The sequence below is a fragment of the Campylobacter sp. IFREMER_LSEM_CL1890 genome, from assembly GCF_025772045.1.
GTDB classification, from domain to species: Bacteria; Campylobacterota; Campylobacteria; order Campylobacterales; family Campylobacteraceae; genus Campylobacter_D; species Campylobacter_D lari_D.
Genome location: NZ_JAKMRK010000007.1, coordinates 1 through 24697 on the forward strand (window position 1 = coordinate 1; position 24697 = coordinate 24697).

22 protein-coding genes and 1 other RNA gene are annotated in these 24697 nt (G+C 29.6%); 9 read left to right on the forward strand and 14 right to left on the reverse strand.

All coding sequences use genetic code 11. The annotated features are described in order from the left end of the window. From L8W57_RS04640 to L8W57_RS04650, 3 genes are all read right to left on the reverse strand, one after another. On the reverse strand, positions 1-1212 hold a 1212-nt coding region (locus L8W57_RS04640; RefSeq protein ID WP_263662109.1), incomplete at its 3' end, for a ShlB/FhaC/HecB family hemolysin secretion/activation protein. Positions 1213-1222: 10 nt separating this feature from the next. After that, positions 1223-4717 carry a filamentous hemagglutinin N-terminal domain-containing protein gene (locus L8W57_RS04645; RefSeq protein ID WP_263662110.1) on the reverse strand — a complete coding sequence of 1165 codons (3495 nt, stop codon included), beginning with the start codon at positions 4715-4717 and terminating at the stop codon, positions 1223-1225. After that, positions 4696-4890, reverse strand: a complete 195-nt coding sequence (locus L8W57_RS04650) for a hypothetical protein (protein WP_263662111.1) — start codon at positions 4888-4890, stop codon at positions 4696-4698. The genes L8W57_RS04645 and L8W57_RS04650 overlap by 22 nt, the downstream gene beginning before the upstream one ends. A gap of 164 nt (positions 4891-5054) precedes the next feature. Between L8W57_RS04650 and L8W57_RS04655 the strand changes: the two genes are divergently transcribed. Then, positions 5055-6683, forward strand: a complete 1629-nt coding sequence (locus tag L8W57_RS04655; protein WP_263662113.1) for a multidrug ABC transporter permease/ATP-binding protein — start codon at positions 5055-5057, stop codon at positions 6681-6683. Between the two features lie 9 nt (positions 6684-6692). After that, positions 6693-7166, forward strand: coding sequence for a GlcG/HbpS family heme-binding protein (locus L8W57_RS04660; protein ID WP_133319039.1), 474 nt, complete (start codon positions 6693-6695; stop codon positions 7164-7166). A gap of 24 nt (positions 7167-7190) precedes the next feature. Here the strand turns inward: L8W57_RS04660 and cgb are convergent, their stop codons facing one another. Then, positions 7191-7619, reverse strand: a complete 429-nt coding sequence (cgb, locus tag L8W57_RS04665; protein ID WP_133319038.1) for a single-domain globin Cgb — start codon at positions 7617-7619, stop codon at positions 7191-7193. A gap of 190 nt (positions 7620-7809) precedes the next feature. On the opposite strand from cgb, the gene L8W57_RS04670 reads away from it, so the two are divergent. The 3 genes from L8W57_RS04670 to L8W57_RS04680 are packed head-to-tail and all read left to right on the forward strand — an operon-like array spanning position 7810 to position 11397. Next, positions 7810-8814, forward strand: coding sequence for an extracellular solute-binding protein (locus L8W57_RS04670; RefSeq protein WP_133319037.1), 1005 nt, complete (start codon positions 7810-7812; stop codon positions 8812-8814). Positions 8815-8833: 19 nt separating this feature from the next. Next, positions 8834-10417, forward strand: coding sequence for an ABC transporter permease (locus L8W57_RS04675; RefSeq protein ID WP_263662114.1), 1584 nt, complete (start codon positions 8834-8836; stop codon positions 10415-10417). After that, positions 10417-11397, forward strand: a complete 981-nt coding sequence (locus tag L8W57_RS04680; protein WP_263662115.1) for an ABC transporter ATP-binding protein — start codon at positions 10417-10419, stop codon at positions 11395-11397. Before L8W57_RS04675 ends, L8W57_RS04680 begins: the two co-directional genes overlap by 1 nt. Positions 11398-11467: 70 nt before the next feature. On the opposite strand, the gene L8W57_RS04685 is transcribed toward L8W57_RS04680, so the two are convergent. Next, on the reverse strand, positions 11468-12139 hold the full coding sequence (locus L8W57_RS04685) for a WG repeat-containing protein (protein WP_263662116.1): 672 nt from the start codon (positions 12137-12139) through the stop codon (positions 11468-11470). A gap of 133 nt (positions 12140-12272) precedes the next feature. On the opposite strand from L8W57_RS04685, the gene L8W57_RS04690 reads away from it, so the two are divergent. Next, a complete protein-coding gene (locus tag L8W57_RS04690; protein ID WP_263659558.1) occupies positions 12273-13496 on the forward strand; it encodes an HD domain-containing protein in 1224 nt (407 codons plus the stop codon). Between the two features lie 3 nt (positions 13497-13499). On the opposite strand, the gene ffs is transcribed toward L8W57_RS04690, so the two are convergent. After that, positions 13500-13597, reverse strand: an RNA gene (gene ffs / locus L8W57_RS04695) — signal recognition particle sRNA small type. Positions 13598-13649: 52 nt separating this feature from the next. On the opposite strand from ffs, the gene L8W57_RS04700 reads away from it, so the two are divergent. Further along, a complete protein-coding gene (locus L8W57_RS04700) occupies positions 13650-14093 on the forward strand; it encodes a hypothetical protein (RefSeq protein ID WP_133319033.1) in 444 nt (147 codons plus the stop codon). A 10-nt stretch (positions 14094-14103) separates the two neighbouring features. Here the strand turns inward: L8W57_RS04700 and L8W57_RS04705 are convergent, their stop codons facing one another. The 4 genes from L8W57_RS04705 to L8W57_RS04720 are packed head-to-tail and all read right to left on the reverse strand — an operon-like array spanning position 14104 to position 18807. Then, positions 14104-15729 carry a flagellar hook protein FlgE gene (locus tag L8W57_RS04705; RefSeq protein WP_133319032.1) on the reverse strand — a complete coding sequence of 542 codons (1626 nt, stop codon included), beginning with the start codon at positions 15727-15729 and terminating at the stop codon, positions 14104-14106. 4 nt (positions 15730-15733) lie between these two features. Continuing rightward, positions 15734-16741: a flagellar hook capping FlgD N-terminal domain-containing protein gene (locus tag L8W57_RS07945; protein ID WP_263662117.1), complete on the reverse strand. Its 1008-nt coding sequence runs from the start codon at positions 16739-16741 to the stop codon at positions 15734-15736. A 50-nt stretch (positions 16742-16791) separates the two neighbouring features. After that, the gene (locus tag L8W57_RS04715) at positions 16792-18465 is read right to left on the reverse strand and encodes a flagellar hook-length control protein FliK (protein WP_133319031.1); all 1674 of its coding nucleotides are present in this window, start codon (positions 18463-18465) and stop codon (positions 16792-16794) included. Positions 18466-18468: 3 nt separating this feature from the next. Then, a complete protein-coding gene (locus tag L8W57_RS04720; protein ID WP_133319030.1) occupies positions 18469-18807 on the reverse strand; it encodes a hypothetical protein in 339 nt (112 codons plus the stop codon). A 127-nt stretch (positions 18808-18934) separates the two neighbouring features. Here L8W57_RS04720 and typA point away from each other — a divergent pair, with 127 nt between their 5' ends. Both typA and L8W57_RS04730 read left to right on the forward strand, forming a co-directional pair. Further along, a complete protein-coding gene (typA, locus tag L8W57_RS04725) occupies positions 18935-20743 on the forward strand; it encodes a translational GTPase TypA (RefSeq protein ID WP_220567072.1) in 1809 nt (602 codons plus the stop codon). Next, the gene (locus L8W57_RS04730; RefSeq protein WP_263662118.1) at positions 20743-21375 is read left to right on the forward strand and encodes a poly(A) polymerase; all 633 of its coding nucleotides are present in this window, start codon (positions 20743-20745) and stop codon (positions 21373-21375) included. Before typA ends, L8W57_RS04730 begins: the two co-directional genes overlap by 1 nt. Before the next feature lie 11 nt (positions 21376-21386). Here L8W57_RS04730 and L8W57_RS04735 read toward each other — a convergent pair whose 3' ends face one another. The 4 genes from L8W57_RS04735 to L8W57_RS04750 all read right to left on the reverse strand — a co-directional run bounded on the left by L8W57_RS04735 (position 21387) and on the right by L8W57_RS04750 (position 24648). Continuing rightward, positions 21387-22127 carry a carbonic anhydrase family protein gene (locus L8W57_RS04735; RefSeq protein WP_263662119.1) on the reverse strand — a complete coding sequence of 247 codons (741 nt, stop codon included), beginning with the start codon at positions 22125-22127 and terminating at the stop codon, positions 21387-21389. Between the two features lie 105 nt (positions 22128-22232). Beyond that, entirely contained in the window at positions 22233-22862 is a 630-nt protein-coding gene (locus L8W57_RS04740) for a protein-L-isoaspartate(D-aspartate) O-methyltransferase (RefSeq protein ID WP_133319188.1), read from the reverse strand. 90 nt (positions 22863-22952) lie between these two features. Continuing rightward, entirely contained in the window at positions 22953-24470 is a 1518-nt protein-coding gene (locus L8W57_RS04745; protein WP_263661613.1) for a disulfide bond formation protein B, read from the reverse strand. A 10-nt stretch (positions 24471-24480) separates the two neighbouring features. Then, the gene (locus L8W57_RS04750) at positions 24481-24648 is read right to left on the reverse strand and encodes a dihydroneopterin aldolase (RefSeq protein WP_133319023.1); all 168 of its coding nucleotides are present in this window, start codon (positions 24646-24648) and stop codon (positions 24481-24483) included. Positions 24649-24697 lie beyond the last annotated feature (49 nt).

The window sequence follows — 24697 nt, forward strand, 5'->3', positions numbered from 1 at the left end:
ATTACTATTATTTTTATAATTAGTACCTAAAAAATTAACCCCATAGTCATAGACCTTGCCTAGGTTAATTTTGGTACTATAAATAAAAGTGTTATGAAAATTTCTAAATAAACCTTCTAAACCTATGCTACCTACATTAGAATGCTTATTAAAAGTTAAAAATCCAGCACTTGTATCACTAAGTATTTTATGATAAATACTTGAAGTAAAGTATAAAGATGAATTAGTATTAATCCATACAGGATAAGAAAAGTCTATACCGAAATTTCTAGAAGTACCATAAAATCCGGCATTTTCATAATCTTCTCCCAAGGAATAATTTCCTTTTGATACACTTGGAGTAATTTTTAAATTTCCTAAAAAGAAAGTATAACTAGCCCCGTAGTTGATTTGTTTTTCATTGCTTGATTGTAAGTAAAAATTATAATAATCCCCCATATTAAATATAGAATTAAATCCCATACTGATGCCTATTCTATATTTGCCAGAACTTTCAATACCATAATTATCAGCATATAATAATACATTAGCCTTAGTATCAGGAACTACTTCTATAACTATATCAGTTTCTCCTACATTCTCTCCTGCTTGTAAGCCTGCTAGGGTTTGTACTCCATACATTTCATTGACTTTATATGCGCTATCTTCTATTAATTTAGTGGAGATAATTCTACCTTTAAGTTTTTTATCTAATTTATCTTTTATGAAATGATCTTTGATCGAGGTTTTGTTTTCTATTATGTGTTTTCCAAATACTCCTAAAGCAATGTTTAGTTCTATATTGCCATCTTCAAAATTTTGTTTTGGAATAAACACTGTTGCAGCAGGATAGCCATTAACTTGGAAATAATAAGCAACAATATTTGATACATCTTGCAAATCTTGGATATTAAATTTTTTCTGTTCATAATTTAATATGAGATTATGTAATTCCTCTTCTTCAATTCCTAAATTTTCAAAATCAATTCCTTTGTTTGTGATGTGAAAATTATAGTGAGTAAGTATTTCTTTTTCATAATGTTCTTGGTGTGTATTTATGATTTCTCTAGCATCTTGAAATTTTTCATAATTTTGTTCAGTTTTTAAATTTTCTTTTAAAGCTTTGTTTTGTGGTATATTTCTATCAGGGGATAATTCTATTATTTTTATATTGTCATTTGTAGCTCGTAAAGCACATGTTAAAATTAAGGTGCAAACAATAATCTTATGCATTTAACTTTCTTTAATTAGCACATGGGTTCATAGCTTTAAACCCATCGCTTACAATACAAGTTTTTTTACGAGCTTCTATATCAAGTTCCCCAATTTCTTTGATTATTATTTCATCTTTAACTAAATCATCTCCTAAAGAATTAAATAAAAATAAATTAGCAATATTGTCATTAATCATTGCAGGATAGTTTTGATTATTGTTTAGACTTGATTTTGCTTGATTGTTTTCTAGTGTAGGAATGCTAGGAATACTAGGTGTTAGATCAGTCCAAGGTAAATCAGGTTCAACAGGAATACTAGGTGTTAGATCAGTCCAAGGTAAATCAGGTTCAACAGGAATACTAGGTGTTAGATCAATGCTTTCTAAAATAGGTTTATATAAGTCATATTGATAATCTCCCATTATTAAAAAACTACCTTTATTGTGTTGATATTCTATTTTATTTTTAATTTCTGCTAATCCTAATTTGGAAGCTATTGTTTCTTGTTGTTTTTCTAGCATATTGATATTTTTAAGTAATTGAGCTAGCTTATTAGGATCTAGTGAAGAATTGTTTTTTATATAGTCATTATAAGATTTTTCTGCTATTTGAAGTTGTAATTTTATATTTTCCAATTCTTTTAGAAGTTGTTGTGAATTTAAAACTATATCTTTTAATTCTCCTTTTAGAATTTCTAATATACTTATTTTTTTCTCAATTGTTTTGTCTATATTTGATTTTATATTGTTTTGATAAAAATCTTTTACACCTTCTTCAAATTTATCATTATTTGCATTATTTAATCCGTTGTTTTGATAAGCCATTATAAAATCTAAACTTTGAACTATCTTCAAGGCTTGTGATTTATTATTTGCTGTATCTTTGATGAAGTATTTTGCCACAAAATCTACTTTTTCATCTTCTGTCATTAGATTATAATCTTTTTCTGCTAATATATCCAATAAAACATCAATATATATTTTATAATGCTGATTGATAAGATCTGCTAGAATTTCATTTTTGATGACATCTTCATATAAATCATCTTTACCAAGGATGGCTTCTTCTTGTATGATATTGTCTATATTTGGGTAATTAATTTCTATTTTATTTGAAAAATCTGGTTTTTTTGGTAGTTCTATAATAGGTCTTGCTATTGTATTATCTTTACTTAAAAAATCTTCAAATTTTAAATTTTTATTATCATCATTATAGGTATGAATATTAATTTTCATATCTTTCCATAATTTTAAGTCGCTAAAAACATCATTAAAATCATTTTCATGATGATAAATATGTATATTCTTAAAAGCTAAATTTACATTTTTATCGTTATAGGCACTAATAAATTTTCCACTTAAATTTTTACCATCACTTGCAAAAGATTGTATTTGGGAGTCATTTTCAAAAAATAAATATATATTTTTAAAATCTAAATTAAATTTTTGAAACATTGAACGCCCTTCAATATATCCGATAAACCCAGCAGCATTGGCAAAGTCTTTTTGTCCATAAGCTTGTATATTTTTTATATCATATATGCTTATGTCAGAAAAACTTCCCTTACCTTCTTTTTGAATCCATCCTGCAAAACCTCCAACATTCACCATTCCACTTTTGTCTTTTTCAATCTTGCCTGAAATAGTGTCAATATTTTTTATTGTGATATTTGAAAGAGATAAATTATCACTTCTATATCCTTCTATTTTTCCTGCAAAACCACCGCTTGCAGCACGAGTGCCTTCCATGGAGTTATTATTAATGCTTTCTATTTTTTCAGCTTCTATGCTAATATTATCAAAAACACCTCCATTAGCAAAACCTACAAACCCGCCAGCATAAGCATTTCCTGTATCAAAAAAATCTTCTTCCAACGAGCCATCTTTGTTATCTTGACTAATGCTTTTTACATTTTTAACACGCACATTGATGTTTTTAAAATAAGTATCACCAGAATCAATACTTCCTACAAATCCACCAGCATAAGTATGGCGTAAAGTAGTAAAAGTGGAGGTTATGTTGTTTATATCTAAATTTATATTTTCAAGATCAGCATAGCCTATATTACCTGAAAAACCACCTGTAACAAAACCTCCATTAATTTCATCAATTTGTCTTATATCGATATTGCTAAATTTTCCTCCCCATACTTCTCCTGCAAAACCACCCGTATATGTTGCTTTTGTTGTTTTATCATTAATAATTTTATTTATTTGTGATATGTTTATATTTTCAAATTTTCCATTGTTAATTCCACCTACAAAACCTCCAATATGTGATCTATTTTCAAGGCTAATACCGCTGATTTCTCCTATTGATTTTATATCAATTTTGTTAAAGTTAGCACCATTAACATATCCTATAAAACCTCCTGCGTAGAGATTGTTTTTATTTTGTGTAGAGATTTTAGAGATATTTTTTAACTCTATATTTTCAAATTTACTGCCACCACTTGCATATCCTACAAAACCTCCAGTATACATTGAGTTTGATAGAATAGAATTATCGTTATAATCAATTATTATATTTTTAAATTCAGAACCATTAGCATTTCCAAATATACCAACATATCTTAAAGAATCTGATAATACATTTGTATCTATGAATATATTTTTTAAAGCAAAATTTTGTCCGTCAAAAATTTTATTATAAAAGCTATTATCTTCTATAATTTCCCAATTATCATTGTAAATAGGATCTTTATATCCTACTATCATATTGGTGCAACCATATCCTTCTATACAGTAATTTGCATAGTTTTTTCCTTTAAAATCTATATCATTTGTTAGTCTGTATTCAACAGCTGTATTTCTAAAATCTTTTTTATTTTCATTCCAACCTTTGGCAAAATGCCACCAATCAACATCTGAAGATATTCCTACAAAATCATATATGTTAAAGGAGTTATTATTATGTTTTATATTTTGAAAATCAGCTTGTTTAAGTTTATCAAAAACTGCAAAAGAATTAGGATCGTAGTAATATCCACTAGCATTTAAATATATAGAACCTCTTTCTTTAGCGCTTACTTCTAATTTTGATAAAGAATTTGCGTTTATATTTGATGTATCAATGTCTATTTCGTTTCCTATAAGTTTGATGTTTTTTGAGTTGATTTTAGTTAATAAATCATTTGAATTTTTAATATTTGAATTTAATAAAATTTTATTTCCTATAAAGACAACTTCTTCAGCGTTAATATTTCCCATATTAACTACATTGCCATTGTTTTTATCTAATTTTATAATGGGTGATTGTATGGTGTTTGTTTTTCCATTTGCAAATTTTTGCATTTCATCAGAACTTATTGATGAGGTTGAAGCTACAAAGCGATTGGCATTGATAGTTCCTGTTTTAGTTATGATTACTCCATTAGGATTGATTAAAAAGACATTATTGCCACTTGCATTTAATAAACCTTCTATGGTAGATTTGCTTGTCCCATGAGCAATGTTTAGGTAGTTTTTGTTAGAGCCATTAAAATTTACACTTTCATTTTTGCCTATGCTAAATCCCCCCCCCATTGTATTACAGAATTTTGCCCATTTCCGTGGATATTCATATGATTATCATTTATGCTAATAGAACCACTAGTTCCATGTGTAAATTTACCACCACTAGGTAGCGCTAGACTTTGATCAAATAAGATAGAAATAACAATACCAGATAAAAGAATATGGTTAGAAAAACTAGACATCAGCTATCCTTAAATAATTATTAATATCAATATGTAATTTTTAAATATATTATAACAAAATTTATTTATAGTTAAATAAAAATAAATAAACATAAACAATATAAATAATTTATTATGCATATTTTTGTTATATAATTTGCTTTTAGAGTTAAGGTTTAGATTAAATGAAATTTTTAGTTTTTTTATTTAAAGAAAGCAAATTAAAAATCATTCTTTTTTTGCTTTTTAGTATTTTTACGAGTATATTAGGTGTATTGACTTTAGTTTTTATCAATGAATTTTTATTAAAAGCTAATCTTGAAAACTCAAATATTATCGTGTATTTTGTGCTTTTGTTGCTTGTCTTTTTTGCGAGTTCTTCTTTTGTAGAAATTGCTTTAAGCTCGTTTGGACAAAGTTTTATTTTTAAAATGCAAAGAAGGGTTGTAAAGCAAATTTTAGATACAAGTGTTTTGAGTATTTTAAATACTACTAAAGCAAAGATTTTGGCTTCTTTAAATAATGATGTGCGTAGTATTTCTTTTGGACTTTTAAGACTTCCTGAATTCATACAATCAAGTGTTTTGATTATTTGTGTAAGTGCTTATATAGCTTATCTTTCTTTAGAAATTTTCTTTTTATGTTTTGTGTGGATAGTGTGCGTTTTTTTGGTGGATAATTTTTTAATGAGTAAGGTGTATTTTTATTTTAAAAATGCTAGGGAAAATGACGATGCTTTGCAAAAAAACTATCAAAATATTTTACAAGGGCATAAAGAATTAACCTTAAATCCTTTAAGGGCAAAGTATTATTATGAAAACGAGTTTGAAAAAAATGCTCTAAAAAAGAAAAAAAGCTCCACTATAGGAAATATCTTACATATCTTATCTAATAATTGGAGCAATAGTGCCATGCTAGCTTTAGTAGGAGTGGAGTTTTATATAGCTTTAAGCTATGAACTTGCTAGTTTGCAAAGTGCTACGACTATTGCTTTAAGTGTGCTTTTTTTAAGATCGCCACTTGGAGCTATGATAGGAAGTTTTCCTACGCTTATGATGGCAAAAATCGCTTTAGATAAAATTTCAAATTTAAATTTAGAAAATTATTCTCATGAGTTTAAAATTAGTCAAAATAAAAAAACTTGGCAAAAACTTTGTTTTAAAGATGTATCTTTTTCTTATAATGAAAATTTTGCACTAAAACCTGTAAATTTTGAGCTTAAAAAGGGCGAATGCGTATTTTTAATAGGGAAAAATGGTAGTGGTAAATCTACTTTTTCTATGATTTTAGCAGGACTTTTTATAGACTTTAAAGGGGATATTTTTTTAGATGATGAAAAAGTAACTTCAGAAAATATTTATGAATATAGAAGTTTAATTAGTGCGATTTTTAGTGATTTTCATTTATTTGAGCATGTTTTAGAAGATGAGAAATTTAGCAAAGAAGACTTGGTATACTGGCTTGAAATTTTAGAACTAAATGAAAAAGTAGAGCTTGTGGAAAATACTTTTAGCACTATAAAGCTCTCGGCTGGACAAAAAAAGCGCCTTGCTATGCTTAATGCTTTACTTGAAAAAAGAGATATTTTAATCTTAGATGAGTGGGCAGCTGATCAAGATCCTATGTTTAGAAAGTTTTTTTATACTAAGCTTTTGTCGCTTTTAAAGCAAAAAGGCATTACAATATTTGCTATAACACATGATGAAGTATATTTTGACATGGCTGATAGAATTTTACTCGCACAAAATGGTCAAATTTGTGAATTAAAAGGCGATATTAAAGAACTAGCAAAAAATGCAGTAGAAAAATTTTAAAGGATAAAAATGAAAAAATTATTTATTTTATGTTTATTTTTAGGAGTAAGTTTGATGGCAAAATCTTTTGAGCTTGTAAAAGAGCCTGTTCTAACTTCGCAAATGGTTGAAGGGATTTTGGATCTTGCAAAGAAAGAAGCAAGAAAAAATGGCTTTCATGTAAGTATTACCATAGTAGATAAATCTGGTCAAATTTTAGCAGTTTTAAGAGATGATAAAGCAGGTGTGCATACGATTAATGCTAGTTATAAAAAAGCCTACACAGCCACTTCGCAAAAAAGAGAAACAGCAGTTATTTTTAAAGGTGTAAAAGAGGGTAAAATACCTGAAGATATTCGTTATTTAGATGATAAGTTTTCTATTATGCCTGGTGGGGTACCGATTTTTATAGATGGAGTTGTTGTTGGTGGTATAGGTGTGGGTGGAGCACACTTAGATGAGGATGTAAAAATAGCAAAAGCGGGGATAGCGTTTTTAAAATAGGCTTTGAAAAATCAAAGCCTATTGTCACTTAGCTTTTGCATAAATTTCTTTTTCAATGTTTATGTAAAATTGTGCGATAGCTTTGTAAGCTTCTTCCCAAGCTTTTAGTGTAGTTTCATCTGCATTTAACACTACTTTAATAGCCTTTAAAAGACAAGCACCTACTATAGGGTAATGCTCCTCTTTGACATTTAATTTTGTATGAGTGATAGCTACTTTATCAACAAAGCTTCTCATATTTTCTAAATTTTCTACATTTTTTGCTGCCATTAAAATAGCCATTGCTAAAGCTTTTGGTTGCTCGCCTGAAGCTTGTTTTTCCATATTAAACATAGGTTTTACTTCAGGATATTCTTCAAACATGATTTTATAAAATTCTTTTGTCAAAACTTCACCATTTTTTTGTAAAATTGGTACACAATCTTTGATGATTTGAATTTGCTCTTGTGTCATTTTATCTCCTTTGTATATTGTATTTTTGATGATTATATAAAAATAAGAGAAAAAATATCTTGATTTATGTTAATTTTGTATTATTTTATTTTAAATTGATTATGTATATCAATTTAAGTAAATATAAAGTGAATTATTAATATAATAATCCTTATCAATTTCAAAATTTAAAATTAAGGAAATTTATAAAATGAAAGCAAAAGTAGTTTTACTATCTTTACTAGCTGCTATGAGCTTAAGTGCTCAAGAGCTTACGATTTATTCTCATCGTCATTATGATTCTGATAAAGGAATTTTCAAATTATTTCAAGAAAAAACAGGCATTAGTGTAAATGTGGTGCAAGCTAAGGCTAATGAGCTTGCTAAAAGATTAGAAGTTGAAGGTAAAAATTCAAAAGCAGATTTATTTATGACTGCTGATGCGGGAAATTTAGAACAAGTTCGCACAAATAATCTTTTTGTTTCAGTTAGTTCGCCTGAGCTAGAAAAACTTTCTCCAAAAGAGCTAAGAGGCAAAAATAACGAATGGTATGCTTTTACAACAAGAGCAAGAATCATCATCGCTTCTAAAGATAGAATTAAAGATGGAGAGATTAAAACTTATGAAGATTTAACTGATCCTAAATTTAAAGGTAAGGTTTTAGTAAGAAGTTCAAATAATGTTTATAATATTTCTTTGTTAAGTGCTATGATAGATACTTTGGGCAAAGAAAAAGCAAAAGAATGGGCACAAGGCATAGCAAATAATCTTGCACGCACTCCAAAAGGTGGGGATCGTGATCAAATTCGTGCAATCTATGCAAAAGAAGGCGATGTGGCTATATCAAATAGTTATTATCTAGGACATCTAGCAAATTCAAAAAATCCTAAAGATGTTGAAGCTGCAAATTCAGTAAAAGTGATTTTTCCAAACCAAGATGATAGAGGAACACATATCAATGTAAGTGGTATAGGTGTTTTAAAAACTTCTAAAAATAAAGAAGCTGCGGTTAAATTTATCGAGTTTATGCTTTCAAAAGAAGCACAAGAAATTTTAACAAACCAAAACTATGAGTATCCAGTAAATAAAGAAGTAAAACCTGCTAAAATTTTACAATCTTGGGGCGAGTTTAAAGTAGAAAAGCCAAATTTCGAAGCTTATTGGGGTAATGCTAAAGAAGCTTTAATGATTTTTGATGAAGTTCAATGGAAATAATTTTAAGGAAAAATAAAATTTGAAATTTTTAAGTTTAAGGTGGTCTTTTGCCACCTTTTTTTTCTGTAGTTTAATCATACTGCCTATACTTGCTATTATCTTACACCTTCCTTTTATAGATATTAATACCTTAAAACATTTGAGTAAAAATGTCTTACCAAGGTATATTTTTGGTAGTGCTTTTATATTGTTTGGGACTTTAGTGTTGTGTTTGATTATAGGATTAATTAGTGCTTATTTGATAGCTTTTTATAAATTTTTTGGCTCGAAATTTTTTGAATGGTTTTTGATTTTACCTTTGGCTATACCTTCTTATGTAATGGGTTTTGTTTGGATTGATTTGTTTGAATTTCAAGGCTTAATTCCCACGCTTTTAGGTGTTGATAAGCGTATAGATATCATGAATGCATATGGCGTGATTGTGATTTTATCTTTTGCTCTTTATCCTTATGTGTATTTTTTTGCTAAAAATACCTTTGCTTATGGACTTGGAAATATCATTTTAAGTGCTAAAACACTTAAGGCTTCTAATTTAAAAACATTTTTTAAAGTGATTTTACCATTTTGTCGTGTGGGTATAGTGGGTGCTTTGCTGTTGGTGGCTATGGAGGTTTTGAGTGATTATGGCTTGGTGGCGTATTTTGGCGTAGATACTTTTAGTGCAGGAATTTTTAGAACATGGGGAAGTGGTGGCGATGAAGTCAGTGCTGTGGCTTTAAGCGTGGCTTTACTTGTGTTTATCGCGCTTTTAATGCTTTTAGAAAAAATTCAAAGAGGTAAAAAAGGCTTTAATCAAAATGTGTTTTTGCCTACTCCAAAAGATGAGTTAAAAGGCTTAAAGGCATTTTTAGCCTTTTTATGGTGCTTTTTAGTGGCATTTTTAGCCTTTGTCGTGCCTATTATGTGGCTTGTTTATTGGGTTGGGTTTGATTTTATGCAAAATTTAAGCAATGTCTTAACACCTGCATTTTATAGTCTTAGTGTGGCTTTGGTGAGTTCTTTTGCTATTGTGGGAGTGGCATTTTATTTATGTTTTGTGGTGCGTTTAAATGATACAAAAGCTTCTAAAATCATCCTTTGGCTTACGACTTTGGGGTATTCTTTACCTGGAGCTGTGGTAGCTGTGGGAATTTTAGTGATTTTGGGTGTGTTAAATTATATTTTTGATCTTTTATCTTTTGAGTATGCCATAGGTGGTGGATTTTTAGTGCTGTTTTTTGGATACTTTGTGAGATTTTTGGCTTCTGGAATTTTTGCAACTCAATCAGGCTATGAGAGAATTTCTAAAAATATAGACTATGCAAATTTAACCTTAAAATCAAAACCGCTTAAAATTTTCACTCAAATTCATTTTCCTTTGATGAAACATTATTTAGCTTTAGCTGTGGTGATTATTTGTGTGGATATTTTAAAAGAATTACCTATTTCAACTATACTTTCACCTTCAGGTTTTCAAACGCTTTCATCGCTTGTATTTGCTTATAGTGAAAATGAGTTAATTTATAATGTTTCTTTGCCATCTTTGATTATAGTGTTATTTGGGATTATCCCTACATTTTTAATGCATTATTTGCAAAATAAAAACAACCAAAAAGGACAATAATGGAAATCTTAAAAATTGACAATCTTTACAAATCTTTTGGAAAAATAGAGGTCTTAAAGGGAATTTCTTTGAGCTTAAAAGAAGGCGAGATTGTCAGTATTTTGGGAGAAAGTGGCTGTGGTAAGAGTTCTTTGCTTGGTTGTATAGCTGGTTTTTTTGAAATCAATGATGGCAGTATTTATATAGGAGATAAACTAGTTGCTTCTAAGAGTGTGTATTTAGCCCCGCAAGAGCGTGATGTGGGGGTTTTGTTTCAAGATTATGCTTTGTTTCCGCACTTAAATGTAGAAGAAAATATATGCTTTGGTATAAGCTCTTTAGGTAAAAACGAGCAAAAACAAAGGCTTGATGAGGTTTTGGAAATTTTAAATTTAAATACACTTTTAAAACGCTATCCAAATGAGCTAAGCGGTGGGCAAGCTCAAAGAGTAGCACTAGCAAGAACCATAGTCGCAAGGCCAAAAATTATACTTTTTGATGAACCTTTTTCAAATTTAAATCACACTTTAAGCGTTAAAATGCGCAAAGAAATCAAAAATATCTTGAAAGAACATAAGCTTAGTGCTATTTTTGTTACGCATGATAAAGACGATGCTTTTTATTTATCAGACAATATCGCTTTGATTAAGGATGGAAAAATTTTAGACTATGGAAGTGCTAAAGAGCTTTTTTATAAGCCTAAAAATATAGATAGTGCTTGTTTTTTGGGCGAAGCATTTTTTATAGATCCAAATACAATTTTAGATGAGAATTTTAAAGCATATTTACAAAGTAAAAATGGCATTTTACGCCCTAATGATATACAAATTTCAACCTCACAAACTCCTTTAAAGGCTAGCGTTTTAGAATGTGTGTTTTATGGGGATTTTTATGAGCTAGGCGTGAGTTTGGAAGGACATATTTTTAGCATTTATCATCATAAAGAGCTTAGTAAAAATGATGAGGTTTATCTTAAGTTAAGTGATATAGAAAGTTTTTAATTTGCTAAAATTATAATGAGTATGCGAAAATAAAAGTTCTAGTAATTGGAATAATATCAAATTATATTTGCTATTTTATAATGTTTCCATTAGTATCTACAAAGCCCCATTTTCCATTTAGCTGAACTATTGCGGCTTTATTATAAAAACTCTCTACTTCATCAAATATAGGGTTTATAACAATATTTCCACTTTTGTCTATAAACCCAAATTTTTCGTTTAATTTTATCTTTGCGAGGCCTTCGCTAAAACTCTCTACTTCATCAAATATAGGATTTATAACAATTTCCCCTTTATTGTTTATAAACCCCCATTTTTCATTTAGTTTTATATCTGCAAGTCCTTCGTTAAAATTTCCCGCATAATCAAATTTAGGTTTTATTATAAATTCTCCATTTGTGTCAATAAAGCCCCATTTGTCGTTTATTAAAACCGATATCAAATTTTCGTAAAAACCATTCGTATCGTCAAATTTTGGTTCAGTTATAATTTTTCCGTTTTTGTCAGCGAAACCGTACTTATTACCTATTTGAATAGTTATAAAATTTTCATTAAGGTGACTAATATAGTCATATATTGGGTTTATTATAAAATCTCCATTTTTATTTATTAAGCCCCACTTGCCATTGAGTTTTACTGTTGCTATATCATTGTGAAAAAATAAAACTTCATCAAAAATCGGCCACATCATTTTTTTACCATTTATATTTACAAAACCTTGGTTGTTGTTTAATTTAATCATGGTAGAACCTCGTATTTATGTTGATGATAAGTTTTAAAGATTATTTTACAATAAAATATCAAATCACAATATCAAAATAAAATTTGCTAAAGATTATAAAATAAAGTAAAATCACAGCAAAAAAAGGAAATAAATGATTAGTGTAGAATTGATAGAGCATATTTTTAAAGCTGCTTCTATATCAAGGTGGAATGATTATCCTAGAATGACAAATTTAGTTGAGCTTGATAAGCAAGCGCATAAATTCATCATTGCTTATTTCATTGCTAAAATGGAAAAAGATGTCAATATGCGCTTTATCATAGAAGCGGGGATTTTTGAGTTTTTAAGTAGGGTGGTAGTGACTGATATACGCCCTGATGTGTATCATGAGATAACGCGTGCAAAAAATGAGCAAGTAAGTGCTTGGGTGTTAAGTAAAATCGCACCAATGATTCAAGATATTGAAAATGGTGAGTTTTTAAAACGCTATGAGCTTTTTTTGCAAGGTAAAGATTGTGCAAAAGAAAGGCTTGTTTTAAAAGCTGCTTCGTATTTTGCGACAAGGTGGGAGTTTAATATAGTTTATCAAACTAGTTCATTTTTAAGTGATATTGATGAGATTAAGGCTAAGGTTGAAGAGGAATTAGAAGATTATTATGAGTTAATTGGCGCAAGAAAAATAGCTCTTAATCAAAAAATTTCTAAAATAATCGATCTAAGCGGACGCTTGCGTTTTCAAAAAAGATGGGCACAAACTCCAAGGATTCCAGAAACTGCGGTTTTAGGACATATGCTTGTGGTAGCTATTTTGTCTTATTTTTATTCTTTAGAAGTAAAAGCATGCGATGGTAGGATAGAAAGCAATTTTTATTGTGCTTTGTTTCATGATTTGCCTGAAAGTTTAACTAGAGATATCATCTCTCCGGTAAAATATGGCATAGATGGTTTAAATGAAATCATCAATGAGTATGAAATGAAGCTTATTAATGAGAAAATTTTACCTTTTATACCACTATCTTTTAGAGAAGAATTTAGTTATATACTTGGTATTAGAGAAGGACAAAATGAAGAAAGTGCCTTTGTAAAAAATGAATTTGAAAATCGTATTTTTAATAACAAGCCAAGTGTTTATAGCGGTAGTTTGGATGCGGTTAATGAGGATCGTTTTAAGGCTATTGATGGAAAGGCTTTGAAATATTGTGATAAGCTAGCAGCTTTTATAGAAGCGGCTTTATCGATTAGCTATGGAGTAAAGTCTAAAGAGCTTGAAAGCGGTTTTGTGGGAATGTATGAGTATTTTAAAACAAATCCGACTATTAATGGGGTAAATTTCTTTAGAATTTGTGAGGATATTAAAGGGTATTTTAAACTTTAAAACCCTCTCCCAGATGACTGCGGCACACACTAAGTCTAAGTGCTCTGCTGTGTTCCCACCCTGAAGCGGTGCTTAAAAATAGCATTGCACAGGTCTAAGAGAAGGCAGTTGAAATAATATCTTAAAATATCTTAAAAAACATTGAGGTGAAGTATGTTGAGTATATTTGCAAATTTTTTATCTAAATTTAGAGAATTTTTTGTTCCTAGTCATCTGTCTTTAGAATTTAGAGCAAAATCTTTTGCGGCTATTATTGTGGCAAATAAAAATATAAAAGCAGAAATTTGGCAAGTTTTAGCTGATATTGCTAGTGAAATTTATCCAAAAGATAAAAGCAGGCAAGCAATTTTGGTGCAAACTTCTAAAGAATATGTAGATAGAGTTTTAAAAAGTGAGCTTAGTTTGGATACTTTACTTAAAAATATTGCTTTGCTTTTGAAAAAAAATCCAAGATATATACAAAAGATAAAATTTGATAAACTTGAGCGTTTAATAGATAAAAATGAAGAAGAATCTTTGGTTCAGCTTAGGGTGTATGAATTTTTTGAGCAAGAGGTAAAATATATCTTAGAGCAAAAAAATATAAATAAAACATGAAAAGCTAAAATTAGCGTTTCATGTTGATTGCTTTTTGTATCATTTGATCGGCTGTTGTGATACTTTTACTACTTGAATCATAAGCTTTTTGTAGAGTGATTAAGTTAGTAAAAGCTACCGATAAATCTACATTAGATTGCTCTAAATAAGAACCTTTAAAAGTTGCTGTGCTGAAATTTCCATTAGCATCAAGTAAAAAAGTTGGATTACCGCTATTTCCTGTTTGCCCATAAAGATTTTCCCCTAGCTTTTCCAAGCCTTGTTCGTTTGTAAAATTAAACAAAGCAAGTTTTGCCATAGCTATTTGATCTCCATTGGTAAAAGTGGCGATGATAGTGCCATCTGTGTTAATAGAATAATTATTTAAAAACCCCTCGCCCTTACCATCTGTTTGTGTATGCACTGAAGGTTGTTTGTTTTGTAAAGCATGAAGCCCATCATAGCCTGAATTTGGTATATTTGGATCATAATAAGAACCAAGATTTATATTAACCCTTGTGCCATTATTATCTACCGAATTTAAGGTGTTAGATACTAAAGCTCCAGATTCGTTAAAAGTGATTAAACCTTCAGTTGTTCCACCTATTTTATTGCCATCATTATCATACACTTGTGCAACGGCTTTGTATTCTAAATCTGTACCATTTTGCGGTAAAACTCTATCTAATTTAACTTTTACCCAACTAATAGATCCATCAGGATTTATTAATTTTGCAGAAAGTTCTGTGCTATCAGCTACTTCTTTTTCAACACTTAAGTGAGATGATTCTAATTTGGCTGTTTCTAAATCGACTTTATCTAGTTTTTGATTGTCGATACTAAAAGCTAAATTTTCATCTAAAGTAGCTTGTAATGTTTGACTAGCACCCTTTTCATCAGTGATTTTAAAATATATAGTATCGCCAGGTTTTATACCATAAATTTGTTCATCTTTTACACTACCTGAAATTTTTACACTACCATCTTCATTTTTACTAAATTCAAATTTAGAAGCATCTACATCTACATTTACTGCTTCTGTTTTGGTGCTTGTGTCTAAATTTCCACTCCAAGTTATATTTTGCGTTGGTTGAGGTGGTAAGTAAAGATTTTTAGGTACAGAAATAGGTCCTTGAGTATTAACTCCACCCATTTGTAAATTCTGTCCAGGTGTTCCACTCCAAGCTGTAGTGACTTTTTGTCCCATAATCTGACCAAACATATTAGAAACTCTATCACTTAGTTGAATTTCTTGTAATGATGGATTCATAGTTCCAAGTACATAATTTCCATTTGAATCTACTAAAAATCCATTTGCATCAGGTTTAAAAGCACCATTTCTAGTATAATAAACCCCATTGGCATTACTTACACCAAAAAAGCCTTTTCCAGCAATTGCTACATCAAATTCATTATCAGTAGAAACTAACGGACCTTGTTCAAAAATATCATTAGTAGCTCCTGCTACACTACCATAACCAGTTTGACCTTTGTTATATGATTGTGTTGTTATGGTGCTATAAAATACATCTTTAAATGCCACATCAGAGTATTTAAAACCGACTGTATTGACATTGCTTATATTATGAGCGGTATTGTCTATACCATAACTTTGGGATTTTACTCCATTTACTCCATTGTAAAATGCTGTAAACATGACTTTATCCTGTAATCTCTTTAATATCTTCCCATTTAACCCAACTACCGCCCATACCAACTAGAGCTTCACCTTCTTCAAATTTAACTCCAGTGATAGGATAAGCACCATAAGTTGAATTAACGGTTGTGCCATCTTCACCTATATAGCTTGCTCTTACATAGTATTTTCCAGATGGTACAGGACTTCCACTATCATCTGTTCTATCCCAAACGATTTGTTTCATACCAGCACTCATATCTTTAACACTCATTGTTCTTACAGGATCTCCTGCTTCATTATAAATAGTAAATGTTACAGGTGTGCTGTCTGATTTATAAGCTGAATCAATTTTTGCTGTTTTGATATCAACACTTGGGGTATGTCCTACTATTTTAAATGTTTGATCTTCTCCAACTACTGCTTGAACCGTTTCTTCTTGACCTTTGTCATCTTTTAATTTTATATGTATAGTTTCTCCAGGTTCAGCTATTTCTTTATCTACCTTACCTGTTATATCTAGTTTATCTTCGCCATTTTTCTTAAGCTCAAAACCTTCAATATCAATATCAGTCTTTTTACCTTTTTGTGGTTCTTGTGGTAAATACATATTAATTTGAAATTGTATATCATCATCTGCCACTACAAGGTAATTATCTTTAACTGTTGCAAGCTTTCCAACTGCAGCTAGTGCGCTCATACCTGTGCTTGCTGCAATAGAATTTTGTAGTTTTGTCATCGCAGCTACAAGTTGAGTCATGGTTTTATTAGTATTATCTTGCATTTCAAGTGCTGAAAGTTGTGCTGTTTGGGTAAGCATTTTTTCAGTATCCATAGGATCTGTTGGATCTTGATGTTGGAGTTCTATTAAAAGAAGCTTTAAAAACGCATCCTTGTCAAGTTCTGCCCCAGGGTTGTAAATCAACCCGCTATCACCTTCACCGGCTCTAGTGCTTCCTTTAGCATTTGGCATATCTTTAGTATTAAGCGTTGCTAAAGGACCTTGAAGGGTTTGTGTGTTTATATTTGACATAAAAATCCTTTTTTATATATTTTTAAAGCTCAAAGCAAAAAATATTCCATTTAAAAATATTTTGCTAAAACCATTTCTAAGCTTGGTTTTTCTTGAATTTCTTTTTCAAAATTCACCTTATCTTCTTTACTATTGTTGTTTTTTTGTCTTTGCGGATTGCTTTGTTCTTTTCTTTCTTGATTACTAAAATTCATTTCTAAATTTGTAAATCCCATATTTACAAGAGCATTTTTAAACTCAGCTTGATGTTGTATAAAAAGATTTAGGGTATTTTGATTAGAGTTAAAGCTAATATTTAAATTTGAACCCCTTTGGACTAAAGTTACTTCTACTTCTCCAAGATTATGTGGATTAAGAGTTATACTAAAGCGAGTTATAGGTGCTTTGTAGCTTTCTAGTTTTTCTTTAAATTCTTGGGCAAAATCATTGAAAGTTTCTTTTATAGGAATATTTTGATTTTTTATAAAATTATTAGAAACCCTATTCATTTCCCTTACATAAGAATTTAAATTCTCTTCACTATGATCATTTTCATCTTTTGAAAACTCTTTTGTGTGTTTAAAAATATCACTAAAATTATCTATATTTTGATTATTTTTATCTATTTTTAAATGTTTATCTTGAGGGGCTAATAGATTTTCTAAGTTAATTTTTAAATCTTGATTTTGATTTTGTATATTTTGAGTATTTTTTATATTTGTTAATTCAGTTTTTAAATCTTTTGAATTTTCTAAAACAGAACTTATTTTTTTACTAAAGCTATCTTCGCTAGTAGTTAGTTTTTCATTCTTTAATATTTCTTTAAAATCTAGCTTTTCTTTTTCTTTAATATCTTTTTTTAGGTTTGTGTTTTGAGTAAGATTAATTAACTCAATATCACTTAGTTTTTCATTGAATTTTGTTGTTGTATTTTGGATATTTTTTGCGTTTTTTATTTCTTTTTCATCTTGAATTTGAATTTTTTCTACTAGTTTTTCTTTAAAATCTATGTTTTGAATGTTTTCTTTTGCTTGTGTTTTTATATCTTTTTTTGGAAGTTCTATATTTTTTAAAGCAGAAGAAAGCAAAGATACACCTTCGTTTTCTTTGCTTTTTATATTTTTGCTTGTATTTGGTTCTTCTTTTAAGAGCTTGGTAATTTTTTGATTGATTAAATCTTGAAAAACATTAGTATTATTATTTTGTTTTGGTATTTCAAAAAAACCTTTTTTATCAAGATTTGGAAAAGCTTCTTTTAAATCTTTAATTTGTTCAAATTTTATATTTTTGATGTTTAATCCAAGCTCTTTTGCCACATTAAAAAGCTCATTAATATTTTTTATATTTTTTAGCTTGTGTAGGTTTTTTTCAAGAGCTAAAATAGCAGTATTATCTTGGACAAGTTTGTTTAGTTTTATATCCTTGCTATCGCTTTGTAAAACCTCCAATAAAGAAAGAATTTGCATAAAATTTGCACCCTCAAAAAGCTTCAAAGCATCTTTTTCATCCAGCGGTATTTTATCTTTGACATCATCTTTTAAAATTTTATCATTAACTTTATCATCTTTTTGTGGAGTCTTGAAATCTTTTGGTAAACTTCCATCTTTTTCATTTATTGCTTGCAATAAGGAATTTAAAAATTCCTCGCCATCACTTTGTGAGCTAGTGTTTTCTTTACTTGGGTTTTCATTCTGTGGAGTGATGCTTAGTAAGTTTAAAGCATCACTAGCTTGGATATTAGACATTAATTAACCTACTAAAAAATTATTTTTTGCTAAATTTGGAAATAAATTTTGTAATTGTGCTGCACAATCAAGTTTTAAATTTTCATGAGTAAGATTAAAATTTTTAAATATCACTAATAATTCTTCTATGTTTTTAGCATTTAAAACCGCATTTTCATTTTGAGCATCATCTAAAATTTCACTTACTTTACTTGAAAGTTTTGCATAATTTAATTCTTTTTCTTCATTTGAATTTATAACTTCTAAATAATTTAAAAGTTCCATAAAATGCTTACTATTTAAAACTGAAGTTCCTTGTTTTTCTAAGTTAGCGTTAAAGATTTGAGTATTTAGGTTTGACATATTTTTCTCCTTAAAAATAATTCTTACTCAAGACAAAAGCAACAAGTGTTCCAATTTTTAAATCTTAATTTTTAAGCATTTTTTTTATATAATATTAGATTTTAAATTTAAGACTTTGGAGAAAAACTTGGATAATATTAGAAATATAGCTGTTATAGCTCATGTTGATCATGGTAAAACAACAATGGTAGATGAGCTTTTAAAACAATCAGGAACTTTTAATGAGCGTGAACAAATAGCAGAGCGTGTAATGGATAGTAATGATATAGAAAAAGAAAGAGGTATCACTATACTTTCTAAAAATACTGCTATTAATTATAAAGGCACAAAAATAAATATCATAGACACTCCAGGCCATGCTGATTTTGGTGGTGAAGTTGAGCGTGTGTTAAAAATGGTTGATGGGGTTTTGCTTTTAGTTGATGCACAAGAAGGGGTTATGCCTCAAACTAAATTTGTGGTAAAAAAGGCTTTATCTTTAGGGCTTAAACCTATTGTTGTTATTAATAAAATCGACAAGCCAGCTGCTGATCCTGAAAGAGTAATCAATGAAATTTTTGATCTTTTTGTGGCTTTAGAGGCAAATGATGAACAACTTGATTTTGCAGTAGTATATGCGGCTGCTAAAAATGGTTATGCAAAACTTGCACTTGAAGATGAAAGCACTAACATGGAGCCGTTGTTTAAGACTATACTTGAGCGTGTGCCTGCTCCAAGTGGTAGTGATGAAAATCCTTTACAGCTTCAAGTTTTTACTCTAGGTTATGATAATTTCGTTGGTAAGATAGGGATTGCAAGAATTTTTAATGGTAAAGTAAAGAAAAATCAAAATGTTATGCTTGCTAAAGCAGATGGCTCTAAAATCAATGGAAGAATTTCAAAGCTTATTGGTTTTATGGGTCTAGAAAAAATGGACATTGAAGAAGCAGGGACAGGCGATATTGTAGCGATTGCAGGTTTTGAAGCTTTAGATGTAGGAGATAGCGTGGTAGATCCAAACAACCCTATGCCGCTTGATCCTTTACATATAGAAGAGCCAACTTTAAGTATAGTATTTTCAGTAAACGATGGTCCTTTAGCGGGTACTGAAGGTAAGCATGTAACTTCAAATAAAATCGCAGAACGCTTAGAAGCTGAAATGAAAACTAATATTGCTATGAAATATGAAAGCACAGGCGAGGGTAAATTTAAAGTAAGTGGAAGAGGTGAACTTCAAATAACTATTTTAGCCGAAAATATGCGTAGAGAAGGTTTTGAGTTTTGTATGGGTAGACCTGAAGTTATCGTTAAGGTAGAAGATGGTGTTAAAACAGAGCCGTTTGAGCATTTAGTGATTGATGTGCCTGATGATTTTACCGGAGTAGTGATTGAAAAACTAGGTAAAAGAAAAGCTGAAATGAAAACTATGACACCAACTGGAGATGGTCAAACAAGACTTGAGTTTGAAATTCCTGCGCGTGGGCTTATAGGATTTAGATCACAATTTTTAACAGATACTAAAGGCGAGGGTGTTATGAACCATAGCTTTTTAGAGTTTCGTCCATTTAGTGGAGCAGTTGAAAAAAGAAATAATGGCGCGTTAATTTCTATGGAAAATGGTGTTGCACTAGGATATTCTTTATTTAACTTACAAGATAGAGGGGTGTTGTTTATCGATCCTCAAACAAAAGTATATACAGGCATGATTATAGGTGAGCATTCACGCCCAAATGATTTAGATGTTAATCCTATTAAAGGTAAAAATTTAACTAATGTTAGAGCAAGTGGTAGTGATGATGCGATTAAGCTTGTACCACCTAGAAAATTAAGCCTTGAAAGAGCATTAGAGTGGATAGAAGAAGATGAACTTGTAGAGGTTACTCCACAAAATATTAGAGTTAGAAAAAGATATCTTGATCCTACTCAAAGAAAAAGAATGGAAAAGGCTAAGTCTTAATGGATTTTGAAGCCATAAGACAAGCTTTAAATAAAAGACTCAAAGCTTTACAAATTTTAGCATTTGCCGAAGCTTTGGTTATATTTTTTCTTGCTTTTCAATTTAGCAAAGATGTGATTATAGCTTTGTTTTTTGCTGTTTTAGCAGGAGTTTTGTTTTTTAGAATTTTAGGAAGAAAGCTTATGTGGGGACGCAATGAGCTTGTGTTTAAAATGTGTGAAGAATTTTTAAAACAAAATAATGCTAAATTTGATAAACAAGGCTTTGATCAAAAATATTTTGAAAAAATTGCTTTTGATTTTTCTTTAAAAACTTATCATTCTCAAAATTCTTTTATTTTTGATGATTTTATTCTTTATGATGTGAAATTTAAAGATGAATTTGGGAATTTCTTTTGTGGAATTTTGCTTTATAGTAAGAAATTAAAAGAAGATATTAGCTCAAGTGAAAGTATTTTTGAAAAAGTAAAGGATAAAGAATTTTCTACACAAAGAGTTTTGAAAAAAGATGATTATTTGCTCATAGCTAGTTTGAAAAATCCTTTTTTTGCTGATTTAAAAATTTCAAGCGAGTTAAATTTTAAACTTTTTAGAGCTAATTTAGAAAAAATTCAAGCTTTTATACATGATTAAGTTTAGCTTACTTAATCATTTTGTTCTAAATTATTAATTTCTTGTATTTTTAAATTCTCATTTTTTCCCATTAAATTTTGTATAGTTTGGATTTGCTCTTTAGAGGCATAGCTTATGTCTTTTAAAACTATCCAAGTGATTTTTTGATTACAAGGCTTGTTGAGTTTATTTTTAAAGATATAAAAAGATTGAAGATTGTTTGGCAATAACTCATTAGCACTTAAGCCTTGAACATAAAGCTTATCGCCTTCTTTTTTAGGAAAAGCACGGATGATTTTTTTAATAAAAGGATTTTCCGCGCCTTCTTGTAAAAACAGCACAACCACTACTATATCGCCTTTTTGACTTACATGGCTAAAATGAATTTCTAAAGGATAAGATTTTTTATCAATAGAAATCTTTGATGGGCTATGAAAGTGAAAATGCGATAAATTATAAGCTGTATTATCTAGCATGATATGGCTTCCATTGCTTGCAAAATACATTTTTATGGTATAACCATCATTTATTAAACCAAAAGAATCGTTTGAGTAGTTAAATTCTAAAGAATGATTTTTATTTGTAGCCTTTTTACTATTTATATTGATAAAATCTTGATTTAAACCACTTTCACAATAAATCCAGTTTTTATCTAAATTTTTCCATTTGTCTTTGTCTATGAAATTTCCATGTGAGGCATTTTGAGGCATTTGCTCATAGGCAAAAAGCATGCTAGTAGTAAATAAACCAAAAAGTATTCTTTTAAAACTCATAATATTCCTTTTTTAATATAATTATAAAAAAATAAATCCTACAAGAAGCTTATGTTTAAAAATAATTATATTAAAATTAAATATTTATCTTAAAAATTAGCAAGATTATTCTTTACCGTCTTTAATAGGCACAAAAAGGCATTCATCTAAAACTTCTTTGCTAATCTCGCCATCTTTTTTGGTAAATTTAGTGATAAATTGTTGATTTCCTATGAGTAAAGGAGCTACTAAAATTCCATTGTTTTCAAGTTGATCAAATAATACATTTGGAATGTGTTCTATATAAGCTGAGAGTAAAATTCTATCATAAGGTGCATAATTTTTCCAACCATTTTGCCCATCATCAAATTTTACATGAATATTAGCATAGTTTAGTTTTTTAAATTTTTCTATAGCACTAATTGCAAGTTTTTCGATGCGTTCTATGGTAAAAACTCTTCTAATAAGCTTACTTAAAATCGCAGCTTGATATCCACTACCACAACCTATTTCTAAAACACTATCAGCTTCTTTAAAATCAAGTGCCATAGTCATTTTGGCCACAGTTAAAGGTGAGCTTATCCATTGATTACCCATTAAAGGAAGTGCATCAAGTCTATAAGCATGCATTTTTAAAGGTGAAAAAATTTCTCTTGGAGTAGAACAAAAAGCTTCAAATAATTCTTCATTAATGAAAGTGTTTTTGCGAATTTCTTCTGCCATAGTTTGACATTGTTTTTGTTCAAATATATGAATCAATAAGCACTCCTTGATAAAAAGTGTTATTTTATCTTAAATTTTATTTATCTAGCTTTAAAATCCTTAAGGCGTAAAAACGCCTTAAGATTAATCAAGTGTATAAAGGATGTTTGATCCATCTTGATAAGATAAGATGTGCATTTTACCATCTTTGAAGAATAAGCTTCTTGCGTTAGTTATATTTTCTGGATACGAAATAGTTTTTACAACTTCTTCTTTGTCTAGATCAATTACAGCAATAACATTATGCTTTTTACTTAATGCATAAATTTTACCATTTTTAAAAGCCATTGAAGTTATATAAAGATCGCCCAAAGTTTTTCCTTCTTTTAACTCAGCTTTAGGAGTAAATTCAGCTGAAAGAACTCTATCTGCTAAAGAAATTTTAGAAATTACAAAAGTTTTAGCATCCTTATTGTTTGGAACGGTAGCAAGATACATGTATTTTCCATCAGTAGTTGTGCTTAAAATATGATGGAATTTAGCTCTAACTGTGTCAATTCTACCACGACCAAGGTTTTCACCTTGTCCTTCAAAATTATTTGCCCCTCTAATAAAATCAGCATATTGTAAAGCTTCATCTGCATTAGGATTTTGAGCAAATCTTAAGAAAGTTTTATTAGAGCCCATTAAGATGTATTTGTTGTCCAAATAAGGAATAATTCCTATGATAGGATTAATTGTGGCTGAAAAATATGGGTCTAATAGAAAATCTGTTTTAGTGCTAAAATTATCATCTAGGAAAAATACTTCCCATTTTGAACTTGCGACATACTCTCCATTGATATAATCAAGTGTATTGATAGCTTTAGGAAAATCAATTTTTGTTTCATTTACGATTTTTAGATTATCATCGATATTTGCAAATGGAGCATTACTGATATTATTATCAAATTCAATACCTAGTTTTTCATTAGCAGGAGCAAAAGCAAAATCAGGTTCTTTAACATCGCGTTTTCCTAAGAAAGAAATGCTTTTCCAACTTTTATTCCAGCCTGAATCATCCCAAATAATATATTTTGGATTTAAACTAAAACGAACTGGATCACCTTGTCCGCTATATGGGATAGGACCAGTGCTTACGAAAGCTTGGAAGACATTTGAAGCTACGATAAAAGCAACAATAACCATAGCAGCTAGGTTAAATTTAGTTAATTTTCTAAAACTAACTCCTTCCATTTCTTTTTCAAAAGAACCAAATTTTGGAGCAAAGGCAAAAATAACACCAAGCAATAAAACCACAGCCCAAAATACTACTTCAGCCCAAAAATAAGTATGCAAACCAAAAATAGGCAAACCAAAACCTTGATCAAGATCACGGTGTGCATGGCCACTTATATGATTAAATGATTGCCATAAACCAAATGCAGTCGCGATTAAAAGGAAAGCTAAAAATTTACCTTTCATACCATAACGCACAATAAATAAAGCCGCTACGCCAATGAAAATCATTGATTCTCTTTGGCCCCAGCAAGAAGTACAAGGGCTATCACCTAGCATATAACCAAAAATCAAATTTGCAATTCCAACAGGCATTAAAATGATTAAAAAACCTGCCAAGCACATTAAAAAATAAAAGAATTTAGTTTTGTTAATATCACACATATTTGCCACCTTATAGATTCATTAGGCCTAAGATTGCGCCTGATTTGCGACCTAAATAGTCAAATACCATAATAGCCCATGAAATTACAAGTATAGAAAAAGCTAGTTTTTCTTTTTCAGGCTTAATTATCATGAGAACTATGGCAATAAAGACTAGCAAAAGTTCTAAAAACTCCATAATTACCCCTTTACTAATAAAATAAAATGGCGGATTTTACAATAATGAA

Coding starts and splice junctions, on each gene's coding strand:
- L8W57_RS07945 (WP_263662117.1), bottom strand. CDS start 16,741: ATGTCAAATATAAACACACAAACCCTTCAAGGTCCTTTAGCAACGCTT.
- L8W57_RS04680 (WP_263662115.1), top strand. CDS start 10,417: ATGGAAATCTTAAAAATTGACAATCTTTACAAATCTTTTGGAAAAATA.
- L8W57_RS04735 (WP_263662119.1), bottom strand. CDS start 22,127: ATGAGTTTTAAAAGAATACTTTTTGGTTTATTTACTACTAGCATGCTT.
- L8W57_RS04685 (WP_263662116.1), bottom strand. CDS start 12,139: ATGATTAAATTAAACAACAACCAAGGTTTTGTAAATATAAATGGTAAA.
- L8W57_RS04655 (WP_263662113.1), top strand. CDS start 5,055: ATGAAATTTTTAGTTTTTTTATTTAAAGAAAGCAAATTAAAAATCATT.
- cgb (WP_133319038.1), bottom strand. CDS start 7,619: ATGACACAAGAGCAAATTCAAATCATCAAAGATTGTGTACCAATTTTA.
- L8W57_RS04720 (WP_133319030.1), bottom strand. CDS start 18,807: ATGTCAAACCTAAATACTCAAATCTTTAACGCTAACTTAGAAAAACAA.
- L8W57_RS04750 (WP_133319023.1), bottom strand. CDS start 24,648: ATGGAGTTTTTAGAACTTTTGCTAGTCTTTATTGCCATAGTTCTCATG.
- L8W57_RS04715 (WP_133319031.1), bottom strand. CDS start 18,465: ATGTCTAATATCCAAGCTAGTGATGCTTTAAACTTACTAAGCATCACT.
- L8W57_RS04690 (WP_263659558.1), top strand. CDS start 12,273: ATGATTAGTGTAGAATTGATAGAGCATATTTTTAAAGCTGCTTCTATA.
- L8W57_RS04705 (WP_133319032.1), bottom strand. CDS start 15,729: ATGTTTACAGCATTTTACAATGGAGTAAATGGAGTAAAATCCCAAAGT.
- L8W57_RS04700 (WP_133319033.1), top strand. CDS start 13,650: ATGTTGAGTATATTTGCAAATTTTTTATCTAAATTTAGAGAATTTTTT.
- L8W57_RS04650 (WP_263662111.1), bottom strand. CDS start 4,890: ATGTCTAGTTTTTCTAACCATATTCTTTTATCTGGTATTGTTATTTCT.
- L8W57_RS04670 (WP_133319037.1), top strand. CDS start 7,810: ATGAAAGCAAAAGTAGTTTTACTATCTTTACTAGCTGCTATGAGCTTA.
- L8W57_RS04745 (WP_263661613.1), bottom strand. CDS start 24,470: ATGTGTGATATTAACAAAACTAAATTCTTTTATTTTTTAATGTGCTTG.
- L8W57_RS04660 (WP_133319039.1), top strand. CDS start 6,693: ATGAAAAAATTATTTATTTTATGTTTATTTTTAGGAGTAAGTTTGATG.
- L8W57_RS04645 (WP_263662110.1), bottom strand. CDS start 4,717: ATGGGGGGGGGATTTAGCATAGGCAAAAATGAAAGTGTAAATTTTAAT.
- L8W57_RS04730 (WP_263662118.1), top strand. CDS start 20,743: ATGGATTTTGAAGCCATAAGACAAGCTTTAAATAAAAGACTCAAAGCT.